Here is an 18,335-nt window from a genome sequence, read left to right on the forward strand (position 1 = left end):
GACCGCGTGGTCTACACCAATGAGTGGTGTAGACCAGTTTTAGCACGTGAGACTTAGATAAGGAACCTGCGAATTCTCCGTGCCCGAGCCATAGCTGGGTGTGAACGGCGGAAGGCCCCAGGACCGTGCGGTCCTGGGGCCTTCCGTCTCACGGCAACGGGGCGAAAGCCCCGAATCACGCCGCCTCGCGCTACGCCTTGGTGGTGTCCCGGTCCATCTCCTCCTCCAGCTCGTCCGGCTCGCGGCCGGGCGTCGGAAGATCGAACCTGGTGATCGCGAACCGGAAGATCACGTAATAGACGAGAGCGAAGCCCAGGCCGATCGGAATGATCAGCCACGGCTTCGTCGCCAGGTTCCAGTTGATGACGTAGTCGATCAGGCCCGCGGAGAAACTGAAGCCGTCCTTGACCCCGAGCGCCCAGGTCACGGCCATCGACACACCCGTGAGCAGCGCGTGGATCGCGTACAGCAGGGGGGCGATGAAGAGGAACGAGTACTCGATCGGCTCCGTGATGCCGGTGACGAACGAGGTCAGCGCGACCGACAGCATCATGCCGCCCACCTCCTTGCGCCGGCGCGGCTTGGCGCAGTGGGTGATCGCCAGGGCGGCCGCAGGGAGGGCGAACATCATGATCGGGAAGAAGCCGGTCAGGAACTGGCCGGCCTCCGGGTCGCCCGCGAGGAACATCGGGATGTCGCCGTGGACCGTCGTGCCGTCCGGCCTCTCGTACGTGCCGAACTGGAACCAGATGGGCACGTTCAGGAACTGGTGCAGGCCGATCACCAGCAGCGCGCGGTTGGCGACACCGAAGATGCCCGAACCCCAGGCGCCCAGGCCCACCAGCCAGTCGCTGAAGTTCTCCAGCGCGTCGCCGATCGGCGGCCAGACCCAGAGGCACAGGGACGCGAAGGCGATCGCGACGAAGGTCATGATGATCGGCACGAGCCGCCGGCCGTTGAAGAAGCCCAGCCAGTCCACCAGCCGCACCCGGTGGTACCGCTGCCAGAACCAGGCCGCCAGCAGACCGATGACGATGCCACCGAAGACGCCCGGGTTCTGGTACGTGTACCCGGTGAAGGCCTGCTCGGGCGCGAGGCAGCCCCCGTTGATGTCCACCGTGCCCTCGGGGCACGTCTCGGGGAACTGGCGCAGCACGTTGTAGTAGACGAGGAAGCCGACCGTCGCCGCCAGCGCGGTCGAGCCGTCCGCCTTCTTGGCCAGGCCGATCGCCACACCGATGCAGAACAGCAGGGGCAGACCCAGATTGCCGTCGAGCAGCGCCCCGCCCGCCCCTGCCATCACCTTGGCGACGTTGTCCCAGCCCAGACCCTCGGCGCCGAAGACGTCGGGCTGACCGAGGCGGTTGAGGATGCCGGCCGCCGGGAGGACGGCGATGGGGAGCTGGAGGCTGCGCCCCATCTTCTGCAGCCCCTGGAACAGGCCGCCCCACATCGACTTCCTCGGCGCGGCCGCGGCGCTGTCCGTACTCATCGGCGTCCTCCCTGAACCCGGAACATGCCGAGCCCTGCTGACGTTGCCACTGGCGGAGTAGAGGTGGTGTAGACCAGTTGCGATAGGCTCCCGTAGCCCGCCGAGGGCAGGCCGCCGGTGATCGTCATCATTCGGCAGAACGAGGGCACTCGCTCGCGAAGTTGGGCCAACCGTGGGTTACCGTGACAAAGCGGACCAACGGTGCGCCGGGACTCACGTTCTTTGAACAGGAACGGACAGGGAGAAAACATGGCCAGCAAGGCTGAGAAGATCGTCGCCGGGCTCGGCGGCATCGACAACATCGAAGAGGTCGAGGGCTGCATCACCCGCCTGCGCACCGAGGTCGTCGACCCCTCCAAGGTCGACGAAGCCGCCCTCAAGGCCGCCGGCGCCCACGGCGTCGTCAAGATGGGCACCGCGATCCAGGTCGTCATCGGCACCGACGCCGACCCGATCGCCGCCGACATCGAAGACATGATGTAACCAGCCCCATCGGCCGCAGGGGCCCGGTCCGGCAGGGGACCGGGCCCCTCCGCGTACGGCTACGCTCGGAGCATGTCTCGTATCGACGGCCGTACCCCCGAACAGCTCCGCCCCGTCACCATCGAACGCGGATGGAGCAAGCACGCCGAGGGCTCCGTCCTCATCTCCTTCGGCGACACCAAGGTCTTCTGCACCGCCTCCGTCACCGAAGGCGTCCCGCGCTGGCGCAAGGGCAGCGGCGAAGGCTGGGTCACCGGCGAGTACTCCATGCTCCCGCGCGCCACCAACACCCGCGGCGACCGCGAATCCGTCCGCGGCAAGATCGGCGGCCGCACACACGAGATCTCCCGCCTCATCGGCCGCTCCCTGCGCGCCGTCATCGACTACAAGGCCCTCGGCGAGAACACCATCGTCCTCGACTGCGACGTCCTCCAGGCCGACGGCGGCACCCGCACCGCCGCCATCACCGGCGCCTACGTCGCCCTCGCCGACGCCGTCACCTGGGCCCAGGGCAAGAAGCTCGTCAAGGCCGGCCGCAAGCCCCTCACCGGCACCGTCGGCGCCGTCTCCGTCGGCATCGTCGACGGCACCCCCCTCCTCGACCTCTGCTACGAGGAGGACGTCCGCGCCGAGACCGACATGAACGTCGTCTGCACCGGCGACGGCCGCTTCGTCGAGGTCCAGGGCACCGCCGAGGCGGAGCCCTTCGACCGCAAGGAGCTCAACGCCCTCCTCGACCTCGCCTCCGGCGGCTGCGCCGAACTCGCCGAGATCCAGCGCCAGGCCCTCGAAGGAACTCTGTAGGCCCCAACGGCGTCTTCATGGACACGGGCGTACGGCAGGACCGTACGCCCGTCATCCATATCCCTCGGGGAGGACCCGTCTTGAAGCGCCGACTCGCACTCGCCATGGCCTCGGCAGCCGTACTCACCACCACCCTCGTCGGCTGCGGAGCACTCGACAAGGCGATGGACTGTGTCGCCACCGCCGACGCGATCGCCACCAGCGTCGACAAGCTCTCGCAGGCGGTCTCCAACGCCTCCAACGACCCGACACAGCTCAACGAGGCCCTGAACGAGATATCCACGGAGCTCGGCAAGCTCCAGGACACCACCGACAACGCGGACCTCTCCAAGGCCGTCGACGACCTGACCAAGGGCGTCGAATCCGTGAAGACCGCCGTCAACAACGGCGACACCACCCCGGACATCAAGCCGATCACCGACGCGGCCACCGAGATCGGGAAGGTCTGCACCCCGGGATAATCGGGAGCATGACCCGTCTGATCCTCGCCACCCGCAACGCCGGGAAGATCACCGAACTCCACGCGATCCTCGCCGACGCAGGCCTCACCCACGAGCTCGTCGGCGCGGACGCGTACCCGGAGATCCCCGACGTCAAGGAGACCGGCGTCACCTTCGCCGAGAACGCCCTCCTCAAGGCCCACGCCCTGGCCCAGGCCACCGGCCTGCCGGCCGTCGCCGACGACTCCGGCCTCTGCGTCGACGTCCTCAACGGCGCCCCGGGCATCTTCTCGGCCCGCTGGTCCGGCACCCACGGCAACGACCGCGCCAACCTGGACCTGCTCCTGGCCCAGCTCTCCGACATCGACGACACCCACCGCGGCGCCCACTTCTTCTGCGCGGCGGCCCTGGCCCTCCCCGACGGCACGGAGCGCGTGGTCGAAGGCCGCATGCGAGGGGTGTTGCGCCACACCCCGACCGGCACGAACGGCTTCGGCTACGACCCGATCCTCCAGCCGGACGGCTACGACGTGACGTGCGCCGAGCTGACCCCGGACGAGAAGAACGCGATCAGCCACCGGGGGAAGGCCTTCAGGGCGCTGGTACCGGTGGTCAGGGAGCTGCTGGGCTGAGACGGACAAGAAGGGCGCGACACCCCGTGGGTGACGCGCCCTTCACAGTGCGGCCGGAGGGACTCGAACCCTCAAGGGATTTCTCCCACAACTACCTAAAAGTTGCGTGTAGGCCAATTCCACCACGGCCGCTAGCCGCTTGCCATGGTAGCGGGCAAGCGGCAGCGTAGACACGGATGTCGCTACGTAGGCCTCTGGCGCTTGCCCCCTCGGCACCAGCTATCGGTGATCGCATGGCAGTTGGGGCACAGTAGTCGAAGGTTGTCGGCGCGATCGTCACGCCAGTCGCCGTTGATGTGGTCGATCTCCAGCGTCATGGGTCGTCCGCCCCATTCGGGGCCGGTGCCGCATTCCATGCACGCTTCCGGTACGCCGATCTCCGAGAGGGCTCGGCGCAGAATCACGGTCTTGGTGCGTCGATGGCCATCGTGCTGAACCAGAACGTCTGAGGCTCGGCGGATCGGCGTGGCGCCAGCCCTGCCCCGCTGGTGAGCCTGCCCCAGAAAATGACGAGTGGATACGCCGTCGTCGATGATCCACTGCTTCAGAAGCGCCCTCTGACTACCGCTGTCCGGTCGGCCCAGGGCTCGTAAAGCGCCGGCCAAAGAGATGGCCGCGTCCACGGCCGCAGCGAGCTCTGCAGCCGTCGGCCGGGTGCCAGACATGCGATAGGCCCTTCGCGGGATATGTGAGACGTCGATGCCGTAGTGATCGAACCGGCCCCACAAGTAGCGACGCAGGCGGCCGTAGGGGGCAGTCCCGAAGAAGGAGACGACCTCCTCGATGGTGCGGCACCGCTCGGCAGCCTCGATCAAGCGCTCCCGCGTGTAGCGGACTTTCTCGCTCACGAGCGACGCCCCTTGCCTCGTCCGCGGTATGTGTCTGTCGTCGAGTGGCAGTTGGGGCAGAGGAACCGCAGGTTCTCGATCCGATTGTTGCGCCAATTTCCATCGATGTGGTCGACCTCGAGGGGGAGCGGACGCCCTCTCCATGTCGCTTCGATGCTGCAGCGTGCGCAGCGCTCCGTAACGCCCTTGGCGGCCATCGCCCGCTTGAGGCGGTCGCTCGGGATGCGCCGCGCCTGGCTTGGGTCCTGCTCGACGAGAAGGGCCTCGGGGGATCGTCGGCGGAGTTCACCTGCGCGGGAAGGCGGCCTGAAGTGGGACGTGTCGATGCCGTACGCCTTGATCCGCCGGCTGAGGTGCGCATGGTGGCCGCCGACCACTTCGAGCCCGAGCCGTCGTAGAACCTCGCACACACTCGTCGACACCGCCACCACCGGCTCCAGCACCTCCCGCGTCCACCTCGCCCCCTCCCGCTCGAAGTGCGACGTGTCCACCCCCAGCCTCCGCATCCGGTCGCGCAGATACCGTCGCGTCCCGCTCCGCGGATCCACCCCCAACCGCTCCAACGCCTCCGACAGCGTCCTCGACGCGCTCGCCGCCTTCGCGAGGCGTTCCCTCGTGTACGGACTCCCCGGCATCCTTGCCGCCCCTCCGTCCCGGCCACCTGTTCGTGGTCTCGTACGGAGTAACGAGCCGAATATCGGACGGTCACGTCATCGTCCGTCCGAAATGCGGAACGGCCCGCGCCGCTTCGGGAAGCGTGCGGGCCGTTCCGTGGGTGCCGGGGCCTCGGGTGGGGTGCCGGGTGTCAGATCCCCAGGTCCTTGATGACCTTGGCGACGTGGCCCGTCGCCTTCACGTTGTAGAGCGCGCGCTCCACCTTGCCGTCCTCGTCGACGATCACCGTCGAGCGGATCACGCCCGTCACCGTCTTGCCGTACAGCTTCTTCTCGCCGAAGGCGCCGTACGCCTCCAGCGTCTCCTTCGACGGGTCGCCGACCAGCGTCACCTTCAGGTGCTCCTGCTCGCGGAACTTCGCCAGCTTCTCCGGCTTGTCCGGCGACACGCCGATCACGTCGTAGCCCGCGCCCGCCAGCAGCTCCAGGTTGTCCGTGAAGTCGCAGGCCTGCTTGGTGCAGCCGGGGGTAAGCGCTGCCGGGTAGAAGTAGACGATGACCTTGCGGCCCTTGTGGTCCGCGAGCGAGACCTCGTTGCCGTCCGCGTCGGGCAGGGTGAAGGCGGGGGCGGTGTCGCCGGGCTGAAGTCGCTCGCTCATGGCTCTCCTCGGGGTGTCTGCGCGTACACGACCGAGCCTAATGGGGGCCTGAGACAGACCGCGGACCGAGAAACTGAGAGACTGTCCGTCAACGACCGATTACGACTACGGAGGCAGCGCGGTGTCGGAGGCCAGGACCCCTGCACAGATCGAGGCGGACATCGTCCGCCGGCGCGAGCAGCTTGCCGAGACTCTCGACGAGATCGGCATTCGGATGCATCCGAAGACGATCATCGGTGACGCGAAGGCGAAGGTCGCCTCCACGGTCGACCAGACCGCCGGGCGGGCGTTCGTCGCCGTGAACCGGACGGTGTCCGACGTGAAGGCACGGTTCACCGGCGAGGACGGCGCGCCCCGCCTGGAGCGTGTGGTTCCGGTGGCCCTCGTCGCCGTCGCGCTCGTCGGGCTGCTCGCGGTGTCGACGCGCAAGCGCAAGGGATGACCCCTCCCGAGTACGTCCGACACGCCGGGGCAGGTAGGTTCGAGCCGTGAGCGAGAACACCCACGACAAGCTGCCCATCCGGATGCTCCACGACCGTGTCCTGGTCCGGACCGACTCCCCGGAGGGGGAGCGGCGCTCGGGCGGCGGCATCCTCATTCCGGCGACCGCCGCCGTCGGCCGCCGGCTGGCCTGGGCCGAGGTCGTCGCGGTCGGCCAGAACGTCCGTACGGTCGAGACCGGTGACCGGGTGCTGTACGACCCGGAGGACCGTGCCGAGGTCGAGGTGCGGGGCGTCGCGTACGTCCTGATGCGGGAGCGCGACCTGCACGCGGTGGCCGCGGACCGGTTCGAGGGTTCGAAGGACACCACCGGGCTGTACCTGTAGGACGACGTAGGACTCCGCAGCACTCCGTGCTGAGGCCTGGTGACCGGTGTCACCAGGCCTTTCGGCTTCTCCTTGCTACTCTGGACACACCCGACGAGACGCGCCGTACCGGGCCCGCTGCACCGCAGTACGCAAAGACGACGCACCCCTGTTGTTCCGTCTCGCGGAGGTGTTCGCCGTCATGGCCTGGGTTCTTCTCATCGTCGCCGGTCTGCTCGAGGTCGGCTGGTCCATCGGCATGAAGTACACGGACGGGTTCACCCGTCTCTGGCCGAGCGTCTTCACGGGCGCCGGGATCGTCGCCTCGATGCTGCTGCTGTCGCAGGCCGCCAAGACGCTGCCGATCGGTACGGCGTACGGCGTGTGGGTCGGGATCGGCGCGGCCGGCGCGGCGGTGCTCGGCATGGTGGTGCTCGGTGAGCCGGCGACCGCCGCGCGGATCTTCTTCGTCTGTCTGCTGCTCGTGGCCGTGGTGGGGCTGAAGGCGACCTCGGGTCACTGACCCGGCGGTCGCGGGGCCGGCTGGAACGTCTCCGGTCGCGGCGGCCGCGGCGGCCCCTGTTCCGGCGTCCCCGCTCCCATCCCCATCCCCGTTCCCGTCGCTGTCGCCGTTCCCGTTCCCGTCTCGGGTCGCGGTGGCTGCTGGTCCGGCTGGATGGTCTCGGGCCGGGCCGGCGGCTCCGCCTCCTGCCGCGGCAGCTGAGGTGCCTGAGGTGCCTGGGGCGGCTCGGGCTGTCGCGGCTGGCGCGGTGCCTTCGGACCCGCCTGGCCCAGCTGCTCGTCCTCCTCCGGTCCCTCCTCGGCCGGCCCTTCCGGCTGAGGGGGATCCAGCGGCTCCAGCCACTCCTCCGCCCCTTCGCCCAGCTCGAGTTCGAACTCGCGCGCCTCCGTCCCGGCCAGCGCCTCCCGGGTGAAGTGGCCCCAGATCTCGGCGGGCGTGCCGCCCCCGTTGATCCGGTTCTGGCCGAGCGCGCCGTACAGCGGCTTCTGCTCGCCCGTGTCGGGGTCCTGGCCCATGACGGTGACGACGGTCGCGAGGTCCGGGGTGTAGCCCGCGAACCAGGCGGCCTTGTCGTCCTCGGCGGTGCCCGTCTTGCCGGCGGCCGGGCGTCCGGCGGCCAGCGCCGCTGTTCCCGTACCGCTCTCCACGACGCTCCGCAGGACGTGCGTCGTCGTGTCGGCGGCCTCCCTGCTGACCACCTGCCGGGCGTCGGATGACGGGAGGTTCAGGTCCTGGCCGTCCTTGGTGACGCGCTCGACGAGCGTGTACGTGCCGTGGCGGCCGTGGTTGGCGAGGGTGGCGTAGGCCTCGGCCATGTCGAGTGCGCTCGCGGTGGCGGGGCCCAGCGCGATGGAGGGGGAGCCGTTGAGGTCGGGGGTGCGGGCGGGCAGGCCGAGGGCGACGGCCGTCTCCTTGACCCTCGCGGGCCCGACGTCCACGGCCATCTGCGCGTACACGGCGTTGACCGAGTCGTCGGTGGCGGTGCGGACGGTGATGGCGCCGTACGAGGCGTCGTCCTCGTTGGCGGGGGCGTAGTGGGCGCCGGGCCAGCCCTCCACGGGGCGCTTGTCGGCGCCGTCGTAGTAGGTGTTCGGGGTGATCGGCTCGCCGTCCTGGGTGAGCGAGGTGTGTTCGATCGCGGCGGTGAGGACGAAGGGCTTGAAGGTGGAGCCGACCTGGTAGTCGCGCCGGGTGGCGTTGTTGACGTACTGCCGGGTGTAGTCGATGCCGCCGTACATGGCGACGACGCGGCCGGTGGAGGGTTCGATCGCCGCGCCGCCGACCCGTACGTACCGGTCGACGGGGTTGTTCGCGGGGTCGATCCGGGAGGTGACCTTGTCGTCGACGGCGGTGACGAAGGCGTCCTGCTTCTCCTTCTCCAGGGTGGTGGTGATGCGGTAGCCGCCGCCGGCGAGGGTCTTCTCGTCGAGGACGCCGTTGGCGGTGAGGTAGTCCTCGACGGCCTGGACGATGTAGCCGCGCTGTCCGGAGAGCCCGGTGGCGGGGCGGGCGGTCTGGGGCGTGGGGAAGGAGGCGGTGGCGCGGTCGGCGCGGGAGAGCCACCGCTCCTTGACCATGCCGTCCAGGACGTAGTTCCAGCGGGCGAGCGCGCGGGGCCGGTTCTCCGGGTGGGTGGCGACGTCGTAGGCGCTGGGCGCGTTGAGGAGCGAGGCGAGGTAGGCCCCTTCGCCGGTGTCGAGTTCGGCGGCCTCCTTGCCGTAGTAGGCGCGGGCGGCGGCCTGGATCCCGTAGGCGTTGCGGCCGAAGTAACTGGTGTTCAGGTATCCCTCGAGGATCTCGTCCTTGCTCTTCTCGCGGTTGAGCTTGATCGCGATGAAGAACTCCTTCACCTTGCGGGTGACGGTCTGTTCCTGGCCGAGGTAGTAGTTCTTGACGTACTGCTGGGTGATGGTGGAGCCGGACTGGCGGCCCTTGCCGGTGAGGGTGTTCCAGGCGGCGCGGACCATGGCCTTGGGGTCGACGGCGCGTGCGGAGGAGAAGTCGCGGTCCTCGGCGGCGAGTACGGCGTGCTGGACGGTGAGGGGGACGTGCGCGAGGCGTACGTTCTCGCGGTTGACCTCGCCGTCGCGGGCGATCTGGCTGCCGTCGCGGTAGAGGTACACGTTGGACTGGGCGGTGGCCGTGGCGTTGGCGGGCGGGATGTCGACGAGCAGGTACCCGGCGACGAACGCGGCGGCCAGCAGCAGCGTGCCGAAGAGGGCGGTGCGGAACAGCGCCCGCAGGATGCGCCGGGGGCGCGAGCGCCGTGCGCGCCCGGAGGCGCCGGGGGGCGCGGCGGGCGCGGGTGGGGGTGTGGTGGGGACGGTGGGGTCTCTCGGCGTCCAGCCGGGCCGGTGTGGAGGGGCTGGCTGGTCGTCGCGCATGTCTGGAACTCCCGTACCGGATGAAGGAGGCATGGCCTTCCCCATAGTGCACGTAACGGGACAGAACCTGAGGAATGCGACTCGAAAAGGAGTCGCGGTGGCGGAGCGCGCGCCACTAGGGTCGTGCGCTTTGGTGTGGTCGGTGCCAGGAGGAAGGGAGCGCGCGACATGCTGCGGCTGTACGCGACGGTGGCCGCGGGTGGCTTCCGGCGCCATGCCACGTACCGGATGGCGACGGCGGCGGGGCTGTTCACCAACACCGTCTTCGGATTCATCCTGGCGTACACCTATATGGCCCTGTGGGACGAGCGGCCCCACCTGGGCGGCTACGACATGGCGGACGCGCTCGCCTATGTGTGGATCGGCCAGGGGCTGATCGCGGTGTGCGGGATGATGGGCGGCGGGTTCGAGGACGAGCTGATCGAGCGCATCCGTACGGGTGACATCGCCGTCGACCTCTACCGTCCGGCGGACCTCCAGGCCTGGTGGTTCTCGGCCAACGCGGGCCGCTGCGCCTATCAGCTGCTGGGCCGCGGGGTGGTGCCGATGGCGGTCGGGGCGCTCGCCTTCGACTTCCGGCTTCCGACGCGGCCCTCGACCTGGCTCGCGTTCCTGCTGGCGATCGCGCTGGGGGCGACGGTCGGTTTCGCGATCTGGTACCTGGTCGCGATGTCCGCGTTCTGGCTGATGGACGGTCAGGGCGTGGTGCAGGTGGCGTGGCTGGGCGGGCTGTTCTTCTCCGGGATGCTGCTGCCGCTGAACGTCTTCCCGGGCGCGCTGGGCGAGGTGGCGCGGATGCTGCCGTGGGCGTCGATGCTCCAGATCCCGGCGGACGTGTACCTGGAGCGGTACGAGGGGTGGGGGCTTCTCGGGGCGTACGGCTTCCAGCTCTGCTGGGCGGTGGCGCTCCTGCTCATGGGGCGGCTGGCGCAGTCGCTGGCGACGCGGAAGGTGGTGGTCCAGGGTGGCTGAGCCCAGGACGGCCGAGTGCGGGGTGGGTGCGCCCGCGACGGCCGAGTGCGGGGTGGGTGCGCCCGCGACGGGCGAGGGGCCGTCCGCGCCGCGGGAGGCCTGGCGTACGTACCGGATGGTCGCCGGGATGTGGATCCGCTCGACGATGACCTACCGCGCGTCCTTCGCCCTGACCCTCTTCACCTCCTTCTGCGTCACGTTCTTCGACTTCGTCGTCATCCTGCTGATGTTCGGTCAGGTGCGGGGCCTCGGCGGCTTCTCCTTCGCCGAGGTCGCGTTCCTGTACGGGACGGCCGGCACCTCCTTCGGGATCGCGGACCTGACGATGGGCTCGCTCCAGCGGATGGGACGGCGGGTGCGGGACGGCTCGCTCGACATGTTCCTGATGCGGCCGGCGCCGGTGCTCGCCCAGGTGGCGGCGGACAAGTTCGCGCTGCGGCGGCTCGGCCGGGTGGCGCAGGGGCTGTTCGTGCTGGTCTGGGCGCTGGTCGTGCTGGACGTGGAGTGGACGGCGGTGAAGGTGCTGCTCCTGCCCGTGATGGTGGTGAGCGGCGCGGTGATCTTCGCGGCGGTGATGGTGGTGGGGGCGTCGGTGCTGTTCTGGGCGCAGGACGCTGCGGAGGTGACCAACGCGTTCACGTACGGCGGCAACACGCTCCTTCAGTACCCGCCGGTGATCTTCGCGCAGGAGCTGGTGCGGGGTGTCGTGTACGTCGTGCCGCTGGCGTTCGTGAGCTGGCTGCCGGCGCTGTACGTGCTGGGGCGGCCCGCTCCGGCCGGTGTGCCGTCCTGGCTGGCGTTCGCGTCGCCGCTGGTGGCGCTCGTGGCGTGCGTCCTCGCGGGCTGGGCGTGGCGCGTCGGACTCCGTTCGTATCGAAGCACAGGGAGCTGAGGCATGGCCTTCATCGAGCTGGACGGTCTGGAGAAGGTCTTCACCGTCCGCAGACGGGCGGGGCTGCTGCGCCGCGAGAAGCGTGAGGTGCGGGCGGTCGACGGGATCTCCTTCGGCGTGGAGCGCGGCGAGATGGTCGGCTACATCGGCCCGAACGGCGCGGGGAAGTCGACGACGATCAAGATGCTGACGGGCATCCTGACGCCGAGCGGGGGCCGGCTGCGGGTCGCGGGGATCGACCCGGCGCGGGAGCGGACTCGGCTGGCGCAGCGGATAGGGGTGGTGTTCGGGCAGCGGACGACGCTCTGGTGGGACCTGCCGCTGATGGACTCGTACCGGCTGATGCACCGGATGTACCGGATCCCGGACGATCGGTTCGCCGCCAATCTCGCCCGCTGCGTGGAGCTGCTCGAACTGGGCGAGCTGCTCGACGTACCCGTACGGCAGCTCTCCCTCGGGCAGCGGATGCGCGGCGACATCGCGGCGGCCCTGCTGCACGACCCGGACGTGCTGTACCTGGACGAGCCGACGATCGGCCTCGACGTGGTGTCGAAGGCGCGGGTACGGGAGTTCCTGCGCGAGCTCAACGCCTCGCGCGGCACGACCGTCCTGCTGACCACCCACGACCTGACGGACATCGAGCAGCTGTGCCGGCGCGTGATGGTGATCGACCACGGGCGGCTGATGTACGACGGGGAGCTGGCGGGGCTGCACGGGATAGGTGCGAGCGAGCGCCAGCTGGTGGTGGACCTCGCGCGGGAGCTGCCGCCGATCGAGGTGCCGGGCGCGCGGTTCGTACGGTCGGAGGGCGGCGGGGTGCGGCAGGTCCTCGCCTTCCCCGCCTCGGCGTCGGCGGCGCCGCTGGTGGCCGCGGTGGCGCAGGCGTACCCCCTGGTGGATCTGTCGGTGCGGGAACCGGACATCGAGGCCGTGATCGCGAAGATGTACGGGGATCGGGAACTTGAGGTGCGCCCGGGAAGTCCCTGATGTAGGGAGGTGGGGTGATGAGCGACATGAGGCGCGAACCCGGCAGCGGGACGGGGGGCGAGCCCGGCAGCGGGACGCCGGGCGGGACGCCGGGCGGACCTGCGGGCGCGGGGCCGGGCGGCTCGGGCGCTTCGGGCACGGCGCCGAGCGGCTCGGGCGCGGCATCGGGCGGCTCGGGCACGGCGCCGAGCGGCGCGGGCACGGCATCGGGCGGCACGGGCGCGGCGACGGGCGGCACGGCTGTTCGACGCGAGGCGGTGCGACGGCCGCTGGTGGCGTTCGCGTACACGGCGGCGGACGCGGAGCGGCACCGCGGGGTCCGCCGTATGAAGGCCCTCGCGACAGGCCTCCTCCTCCTGGTCGCGGTGATCTACGCCCTGGCGACCTGGGCGGAGAACGCGGGGTGGGGCGCCTGGGCCGGGTACGTGGCGGCGGCGGCGGAGGCCGGCATGGTGGGCGCGCTGGCGGACTGGTTCGCGGTGACGGCGCTGTTCCGGCGCCCCCTGGGGCTGCCGATCCCGCACACGGCGATCATCCCGACGAAGAAGGACCAGCTGGGGACGACGCTGGGCTCGTTCGTCGGCGAGAACTTCCTGTCGGCGGATGTCGTACGGGGACGGCTGCAGGCGCTGGGCATCGCGGGCCGCCTGGGGGCGTGGCTGGCGGAGCCGGACCACGCGGACCGGGTGACGCGCGAACTGTCGACGGCGCTCCGGGGCGCCCTGACGGTGCTTCGGGACGCGGACGTCCAGGCGGTGGTCGGCGAGGCGATCACGCGGCGGGCGGAGGCGGCGGAGGTCGCGCCGGGCATCGGCAAGACGCTGGAGAAGATCGTCACGGACGGGGCGCACCGCCGGGCGGTGGACCTGGTGTGCACGCGGGCGCACGACTGGCTCGTCTTCCACGCGGACTCCGTGATGGACGCGGTCCAGGGCGGTGCGCCGGGCTGGACGCCGCGGTTCGTGGACCGCAAGGTGGGCGAGCGGGTGTACAAGGAGCTGCTGCGCTTCGTCACGGAGATGCGGGACATGCCGGGGCACCCGGCGCGCGGCGCGATCGACCGCTTCCTGACGGACTTCGCGGCCGACCTCCAGGGCGACACGGAGACCAGGGCGCGGGTGGAGCGTCTGAAGGGCGAGCTCCTCGCGCGTCCGGAGGTGCAGGACATCATCGCCTCGGCGTGGGCGTCGGTACGCGGAATGATCATCGCGGCGGCCGAGGACGAGCGCAGCCAGCTCCGGCTGCGGGCGCGGGCGTCGCTGATCTCCCTGGGCGGCAGGCTGGTGACGGACAGCCGTCTGCAGACGAAGGTCGAAGGGTGGGCGGAGGACGCGGCGGCCTATGTGGTCACGACGTACCGCACGGAGATCACGTCGCTGATCAGCGACACGGTGGCGAGCTGGGACGCGGACCAGACCTCGAAGAAGATCGAGGCGAACATCGGCCGGGACCTCCAGTTCATCCGCATCAACGGCACGGTGGTGGGCGCGCTGGCGGGCCTGCTGATCTACACGGTGAGCCACGCACTGGGCGGCTGAGTCCGCCGCCTGTGGACGGCACCGGTGGCCCCGCTGTGAGTGAGGGTTCGGGGCGCACCGGTGGGCCACGCGCTGGGCGGGCCAGGGGGTAGGGGACCCGCCCGCCCAGCGCTCATGGGGAGGGCACCGTCCAATACGGACGGGACGGGCGGGGCGTTCAACGCCCCCGGGTTTCTTCCCTTGTTGCGATACGGCCGGGGCCGACGGCCCACGTGTCTCGGGGGCTCAGCCCCTGCGATCACGGGTGACGGTTCGCTGGCCGCCGGGCTCAGCCCTTGCTGTTACGGGTGGCGGCCCAGGAGGCGCCGGCCATGGCCCCGGCGACGGAGAACACGGCAGGCCAGGCGCCGACCTTCTTCGCGAGCGGGTGCGACCCGGCGAAGGCGGCGACATACGCCCCGGTAAGCGCGGCGGCGGCCTTCCCGCCGGCCACCTGCTGCCACTCCCGCGCGGCAAGCCCCCCGGCGGCGGCGAGCACGACGCCCCCGAGCGGCCGCTTCTTGGTCCATCGGGCGACGGCGTACCCACCGACGAGCCCGGCGGCGGCTATGGCGGGGGCGGGGATGCGGGGCATGAGGAAGCCTCTCTCACGACTGACGGTCCAGGCTGACGAGCCTAACCTCACCCCTCACCCCTCACCCCTCACCCCTCACCCCTCACCCCTCACCCCTCACCCCTCACACCCGACCCCGTCCCCGTCCCGGTCGAGGTGCCGCCCGTACCCGGGATCCCCACGGCGCACGGGCGCGGCACCGGCGTCCCGGGCGGCGCTGCAGTTGGCGTAGTACGTGCTGCTGCCGCCCCCTCCACCGCTGCTGCCGCCGGTGGACCCTCCGGAGCCTCCGGATCCACCGGAGTACGGCTCGCACCCCACCCCGTCCCCGTCACGGTCGAGATGGCTCCCGTACCCGACATCACCCCGCCGCACGGGCGCCGCGCCGGCGGCACGTGCGGCGTCGCAGTTCGGATAGATGACCGGTGGCGCCACCTTCTTCGTACGGGCCGGCGTCGGCACCGACGTGGGCGTGGGCGTGGGGGTGGGGCTGGGGGTGACGACGGGAGCGGCGACGGTGATGCGCACGACGGCGGTACCCCGAGCCGTTCCCGGGGAGCTCTGGGCGACCCGGTAGGTGAACTCGTCCTCACCCACGTACCCCGCGGCCGGCGTGTAGCTGATGAAGGAGCCGTCGACCGTGGCGGTGCCCTGAGCGGGCGGCGAGTCGACGGTCAGCCGGTACCCGCCCCCGTCGAACACACCGCCCAGCGGCTTCGCCGCACTCCCGGACGCCTCGGTCACGGTGTCGTTGCCGAGCACGTCCACGACGATCTGGTCGCCCTCGGCACTCTCCTCGTCATCGACGAGCTTCAACACGATCTTCGGCGCAGCAGCAGTCGCACTGACCTCCGCAGCCGCCACCCGCTTGCCGTCACCGGCCCCACCACCCCCACACCCCGAGAGAACCCCGACAGCCAACGCCGCCACCCCAACGATCGCTCTGGCACGCACAACAGGCCCCCACGCCATTTCCGCAGACGAAGAAGCCACCGATGCTGCCACGCCCGCGGGCGCGATGTGGTGGAATCGTGAACCTTAGGTGAAGATCACCTTCTGTTGCTTCCGGTCGGCGCGTTGGCTGCCGCTGAAGATCAGGGCGTAGTCGTGACGTCAGAGCACTTGGTGGAGTCCACCGGCTGCGGCTGCCGATACAACGGCCTGCCAGGCATTCGCTCCGATGGCAAGAGCGTGGTCCTCCGGACGCTTCGAGTCCCGCACAAGTGCCCCCTCGCCGGTCCTCGCGCACTCCACACACTCGCCTCCCGAGCCGTTGCTGTAGGAGGACTTGAACCACTGGAGGTTCGGCGGGCTCGGCGAATACGGGGCGTAGGTCATTTTGCGTATTCCTTTAGCAGCATCTCAATCAGCTGGGCGGAGTGATGGGGCTGGCCGCAGCGGCTCGCAGGTTGTCGCACGCTCGTGTGTATTCACGGACGTCCTCGGCACCCTCCAGGTACAGGGCATCGGTGATGCCATCCCTATCGAATCCAGCCTGTGAGTGAGGTGCCACCGTGGCTCATTGGCTCTGTCGATACCCATGCACGCCAGCGGGCGCCTGATCTAGATTCTCCGCATGGGGATCCGAGACTTGCTCAGTGACGTCGCTAGCACATACGACCGCACCGCCGGCTCGACCCGTGAGGTGGAGGGGCAGAAGGTACTGCGGGGGGTGGCCAGGCGGACGGATCTCGCCCTTCCGTCGGGGTTTAAAGCTAAGGGGCATGGCGGACAGACGACTCCTGCGGCGACCCCATGGATCGGGATATTCGATGAGGAAGGCGAGAGAGACCCCAAGAAGGGGCTGTACCTCGCCTACATCTTCAGCGCCGATCTGAAGAACGTGACTCTGACCTTGCAGCAAGGGATTACGTGGCTGGAAGAACGGTTGGGGAGGGGTGCCGCACGCGAGGTGCACCTCCGCCACCACGCGGAGCGGCTGCGCCGCGCAGTGAGGCGGCAGGAGCGGCAGGGGTGGGTAGACGAGCCTGAACTTCGGGACAAGGCAGCGCGCCCCCGGGCTTACGAGGCGGCCAGCGTCATCGCAAAGTCATACGACACAGCTGCTCTGCCTAGCGATGTCGTGCTGATGGAGGACTTGCTGCTCGCCATCGAGTCGCTGCGCCGGGCTGAAGAGGCGGACCGCGTCTGGTGGATGAGTGACGCCACCGACGCGCTGGAGATGTCCTACGAGGTCGGTCACGCCCGACCGCTTCCCGACCCGCTCGCTGGCTTTCGACCGAAGGACAGCAGCGACTATGTGGCTGAGATCAAGGCCAGACAGCAGGTCAAGAAGCGACACCACGAGAAGCTCATCAAGGACTTCGGTGACTACATCCGCGAGCGCGGATACGACCCTTTCACCGAGCAGCAGCACCCGAGGGACCTAGTGCTTCGGCGACAGGGCGCCGACAGGGAGCAGAGTGAGGAGTGGCTGGTTGAAGCGAAGGCTGTCCGTAATGGCAACCCGACCAACGCGGTTCGTGAAGTTGTAGGACAGCTATACGAGTACCGGCACTTCCTCTACTTGAAGCGTCCTGCGCCCTTCCTCATAGGGCTTTTCTCCGAGGAAATCGGAGCGTACGCACCGTACTTGGAGGAGCAGGGCATCGCCTCGATATGGCGAGACGGCGCCAGTTGGGGTGGCTCCTCCAAAGCACGGGAGTGGGGGATGGCCTCGGAGTAGGCCGGCTCCGTCACTCCGCCCCGTGGCAGTCCCCGTAAGCCCTTGCCGAGCCGCACCAGCAGGGTGCGCCCTGGGCCGGGGGCCAGGTGGCTGCGCGGCCTCGGGCTGCGAGGGTGGTGGCGTATTGGGGGAGCAGGTCTGCGTTGGCCGGGGAGGAGGCTTCCGAGGCGGCGAAGGCTTCGTAGGAGGGGACCGTCGCCGGGACGATGCCCAGGTTGGGGGTGCCCGCCGCGGCGAGTTCTCGGAGTGAGGCCTCGATGTCCGTGAGGTGGGCGCGGTACGTGGGGTACTCGGATTCCAGTTCCGGGTACGAGGAGAGGAGCTCGTCCAGTTCCGCTTCCGGCCAGTGGAGGACCGCCACCGGGAAGGGGCGGGAGAGGGCCGTGCGGTAGGAGCCCAGTTCGCTGCGGAGGCGGGTGATCTCCGCCTGGAGTTCCGCCGGGTCCGAGGAGCCCAGCGACCACAGGCGCTTCGGGTCGTGCAGCTCGTCCAGGGGGACCTCCGCCGTGTGGAGCGTGTCCGCCAGGGTGTCCCAGTCGTCGTGCGGGAGCGCCAGCATGCGGCGGACCCGGTGGCGGGTCACCAGGAGCGATCGGGTGGGGTGGGGGAGGTCCCCCGGAACGGCGGCAGGGGACAGGAGGGTCGCCCCCTCCGTCGCGACCGTCTCCGCCAGTTCCAGTTCGTCGTGGGTCTCCAGGGTCTCCACCACGATCTCCCACGGCGCCGCCTCCGACGGTGCCGAGACGCGCAGGCCCTCGATGATCGCCCGCGCCTCCGCCTCGTGGCCGTACTCCCACAGGTTCGCCGCCTTCAGGGCGCGGATCAGATGGGGGTCCGCCGGGTCCGGCGACAGCAGGTCGTCGTACAGGGACGTCGCCGCCGCGCGGTCGCCCGCCAGTTCCAGGTGCGCCGCCGCCCGCAGGAGCAGGGCCTCCCTGTCCTCGGGGTACAGCGCGGCGGTGCGCAGCAGGCGCTCGGCTTCGGTGGCGTGGGCGGCAGGCGTGTCGGGGCGCATGCTGAAC

21 protein-coding genes, 1 tRNA gene and 1 pseudogene are annotated in these 18,335 nt (G+C 69.9%); 12 read left to right on the forward strand and 11 right to left on the reverse strand.

Annotated elements, in window-relative coordinates; genetic code table 11:
* Positions 1 to 190 precede the first annotated feature (190 nt).
* A complete protein-coding gene (locus tag ACZ3IJ_RS29725) occupies positions 191 to 1,492 on the reverse strand; it encodes a PTS transporter subunit EIIC (RefSeq protein ID WP_467473098.1) in 1,302 nt (433 codons plus the stop codon).
* 222 nt (positions 1,493 to 1,714) lie between these two features.
* Here ACZ3IJ_RS29725 and ACZ3IJ_RS29730 point away from each other — a divergent pair, with 222 nt between their 5' ends.
* The 4 genes from ACZ3IJ_RS29730 (at position 1,715) to rdgB (ending at position 3,851) form a co-directional block, all read left to right on the forward strand.
* Positions 1,715 to 1,975, forward strand: a complete 261-nt coding sequence (locus tag ACZ3IJ_RS29730; protein ID WP_391797127.1) for a PTS sugar transporter subunit IIB — start codon at positions 1,715 to 1,717, stop codon at positions 1,973 to 1,975.
* A 72-nt stretch (positions 1,976 to 2,047) separates the two neighbouring features.
* The gene (rph, locus tag ACZ3IJ_RS29735) at positions 2,048 to 2,779 is read left to right on the forward strand and encodes a ribonuclease PH (protein WP_391797128.1); all 732 of its coding nucleotides are present in this window, start codon (positions 2,048 to 2,050) and stop codon (positions 2,777 to 2,779) included.
* 104 nt (positions 2,780 to 2,883) lie between these two features.
* On the forward strand, positions 2,884 to 3,240 hold the full coding sequence (locus ACZ3IJ_RS29740; protein WP_352187535.1) for a hypothetical protein: 357 nt from the start codon (positions 2,884 to 2,886) through the stop codon (positions 3,238 to 3,240).
* 8 nt (positions 3,241 to 3,248) lie between these two features.
* Positions 3,249 to 3,851, forward strand: a complete 603-nt coding sequence (gene rdgB, locus ACZ3IJ_RS29745) for an RdgB/HAM1 family non-canonical purine NTP pyrophosphatase (RefSeq protein ID WP_467473099.1) — start codon at positions 3,249 to 3,251, stop codon at positions 3,849 to 3,851.
* Positions 3,852 to 3,899: 48 nt separating this feature from the next.
* Here the strand turns inward: rdgB and ACZ3IJ_RS29750 are convergent.
* The 4 genes from ACZ3IJ_RS29750 to bcp all read right to left on the reverse strand — a co-directional run bounded on the left by ACZ3IJ_RS29750 (position 3,900) and on the right by bcp (position 5,972).
* Positions 3,900 to 3,983, reverse strand: a tRNA-Leu gene (locus tag ACZ3IJ_RS29750).
* A 50-nt stretch (positions 3,984 to 4,033) separates the two neighbouring features.
* Entirely contained in the window at positions 4,034 to 4,699 is a 666-nt protein-coding gene (locus ACZ3IJ_RS29755; protein ID WP_467473101.1) for an HNH endonuclease signature motif containing protein, read from the reverse strand.
* Positions 4,696 to 5,334 carry an HNH endonuclease signature motif containing protein gene (locus ACZ3IJ_RS29760; RefSeq protein WP_467473102.1) on the reverse strand — a complete coding sequence of 213 codons (639 nt, stop codon included), beginning with the start codon at positions 5,332 to 5,334 and terminating at the stop codon, positions 4,696 to 4,698. Before ACZ3IJ_RS29760 ends, ACZ3IJ_RS29755 begins: the two co-directional genes overlap by 4 nt.
* Positions 5,335 to 5,504: 170 nt before the next feature.
* On the reverse strand, positions 5,505 to 5,972 hold the full coding sequence (gene bcp, locus ACZ3IJ_RS29765) for a thioredoxin-dependent thiol peroxidase (RefSeq protein ID WP_467473104.1): 468 nt from the start codon (positions 5,970 to 5,972) through the stop codon (positions 5,505 to 5,507).
* Positions 5,973 to 6,093: 121 nt separating this feature from the next.
* Here bcp and ACZ3IJ_RS29770 point away from each other — a divergent pair, with 121 nt between their 5' ends.
* The 3 genes from ACZ3IJ_RS29770 (at position 6,094) to ACZ3IJ_RS29780 (ending at position 7,301) form a co-directional block, all read left to right on the forward strand.
* Entirely contained in the window at positions 6,094 to 6,414 is a 321-nt protein-coding gene (locus ACZ3IJ_RS29770; protein WP_383224027.1) for a DUF3618 domain-containing protein, read from the forward strand.
* A 46-nt stretch (positions 6,415 to 6,460) separates the two neighbouring features.
* Complete coding sequence (locus ACZ3IJ_RS29775; protein WP_189600978.1) at positions 6,461 to 6,799, forward strand: GroES family chaperonin; 339 nt, start codon at positions 6,461 to 6,463, stop codon at positions 6,797 to 6,799.
* Positions 6,800 to 6,980: 181 nt separating this feature from the next.
* On the forward strand, positions 6,981 to 7,301 hold the full coding sequence (locus tag ACZ3IJ_RS29780; protein WP_189805276.1) for a DMT family transporter: 321 nt from the start codon (positions 6,981 to 6,983) through the stop codon (positions 7,299 to 7,301).
* On the opposite strand, the gene ACZ3IJ_RS29785 is transcribed toward ACZ3IJ_RS29780, so the two are convergent.
* Positions 7,295 to 9,685: a transglycosylase domain-containing protein gene (locus tag ACZ3IJ_RS29785; protein WP_467473107.1), complete on the reverse strand. Its 2,391-nt coding sequence runs from the start codon at positions 9,683 to 9,685 to the stop codon at positions 7,295 to 7,297. The two genes, ACZ3IJ_RS29780 and ACZ3IJ_RS29785, sit on opposite strands and share 7 nt — an antisense overlap.
* Positions 9,686 to 9,856: 171 nt before the next feature.
* On the opposite strand from ACZ3IJ_RS29785, the gene ACZ3IJ_RS29790 reads away from it, so the two are divergent.
* Genes ACZ3IJ_RS29790 through ACZ3IJ_RS29805 form a run of 4 tightly spaced genes read left to right on the forward strand, consistent with a single transcriptional unit; the run spans position 9,857 to position 14,074 of the window.
* Positions 9,857 to 10,657, forward strand: a complete 801-nt coding sequence (locus ACZ3IJ_RS29790; RefSeq protein ID WP_467473224.1) for an ABC transporter permease — start codon at positions 9,857 to 9,859, stop codon at positions 10,655 to 10,657.
* Complete coding sequence (locus ACZ3IJ_RS29795) at positions 10,650 to 11,549, forward strand: ABC transporter permease (protein WP_467473109.1); 900 nt, start codon at positions 10,650 to 10,652, stop codon at positions 11,547 to 11,549. Before ACZ3IJ_RS29790 ends, ACZ3IJ_RS29795 begins: the two co-directional genes overlap by 8 nt.
* Positions 11,550 to 11,552: 3 nt before the next feature.
* Positions 11,553 to 12,536 carry an ABC transporter ATP-binding protein gene (locus tag ACZ3IJ_RS29800; protein WP_467473112.1) on the forward strand — a complete coding sequence of 328 codons (984 nt, stop codon included), beginning with the start codon at positions 11,553 to 11,555 and terminating at the stop codon, positions 12,534 to 12,536.
* Positions 12,537 to 12,562: 26 nt separating this feature from the next.
* Complete coding sequence (locus ACZ3IJ_RS29805; RefSeq protein WP_467473225.1) at positions 12,563 to 14,074, forward strand: DUF445 domain-containing protein; 1,512 nt, start codon at positions 12,563 to 12,565, stop codon at positions 14,072 to 14,074.
* 268 nt (positions 14,075 to 14,342) lie between these two features.
* Here ACZ3IJ_RS29805 and ACZ3IJ_RS29810 read toward each other — a convergent pair whose 3' ends face one another.
* The 4 genes and pseudogenes from ACZ3IJ_RS29810 to ACZ3IJ_RS29825 all read right to left on the reverse strand — a co-directional run.
* A complete protein-coding gene (locus ACZ3IJ_RS29810; RefSeq protein WP_467473115.1) occupies positions 14,343 to 14,648 on the reverse strand; it encodes a hypothetical protein in 306 nt (101 codons plus the stop codon).
* Positions 14,649 to 14,744: 96 nt separating this feature from the next.
* Positions 14,745 to 15,446 (reverse strand): excalibur calcium-binding domain-containing protein, encoded by a 702-nt coding sequence (locus tag ACZ3IJ_RS29815; protein ID WP_467473117.1) that lies wholly within the window; start codon positions 15,444 to 15,446, stop codon positions 14,745 to 14,747.
* A 294-nt stretch (positions 15,447 to 15,740) separates the two neighbouring features.
* Entirely contained in the window at positions 15,741 to 15,965 is a 225-nt protein-coding gene (locus ACZ3IJ_RS29820; RefSeq protein ID WP_467473119.1) for a DUF397 domain-containing protein, read from the reverse strand.
* Positions 15,962 to 16,110, reverse strand: a pseudogene (locus tag ACZ3IJ_RS29825) (Scr1 family TA system antitoxin-like transcriptional regulator); the annotation flags it as partial. The pseudogene ACZ3IJ_RS29825 and the gene ACZ3IJ_RS29820, both read right to left, overlap by 4 nt.
* A gap of 93 nt (positions 16,111 to 16,203) precedes the next feature.
* On the opposite strand from ACZ3IJ_RS29825, the gene ACZ3IJ_RS29830 reads away from it, so the two are divergent.
* Entirely contained in the window at positions 16,204 to 17,313 is a 1,110-nt protein-coding gene (locus ACZ3IJ_RS29830; protein ID WP_467473121.1) for an MrcB family domain-containing protein, read from the forward strand.
* Positions 17,314 to 17,323: 10 nt separating this feature from the next.
* Here ACZ3IJ_RS29830 and ACZ3IJ_RS29835 read toward each other — a convergent pair whose 3' ends face one another.
* Positions 17,324 to 18,328, reverse strand: a complete 1,005-nt coding sequence (locus ACZ3IJ_RS29835) for an SEC-C metal-binding domain-containing protein (RefSeq protein ID WP_467473123.1) — start codon at positions 18,326 to 18,328, stop codon at positions 17,324 to 17,326.
* Between the last annotated feature and the right edge of the window lie 7 nt (positions 18,329 to 18,335).

It is taken from the genome of Streptomyces sp. NPDC013317 (assembly GCF_055563155.1).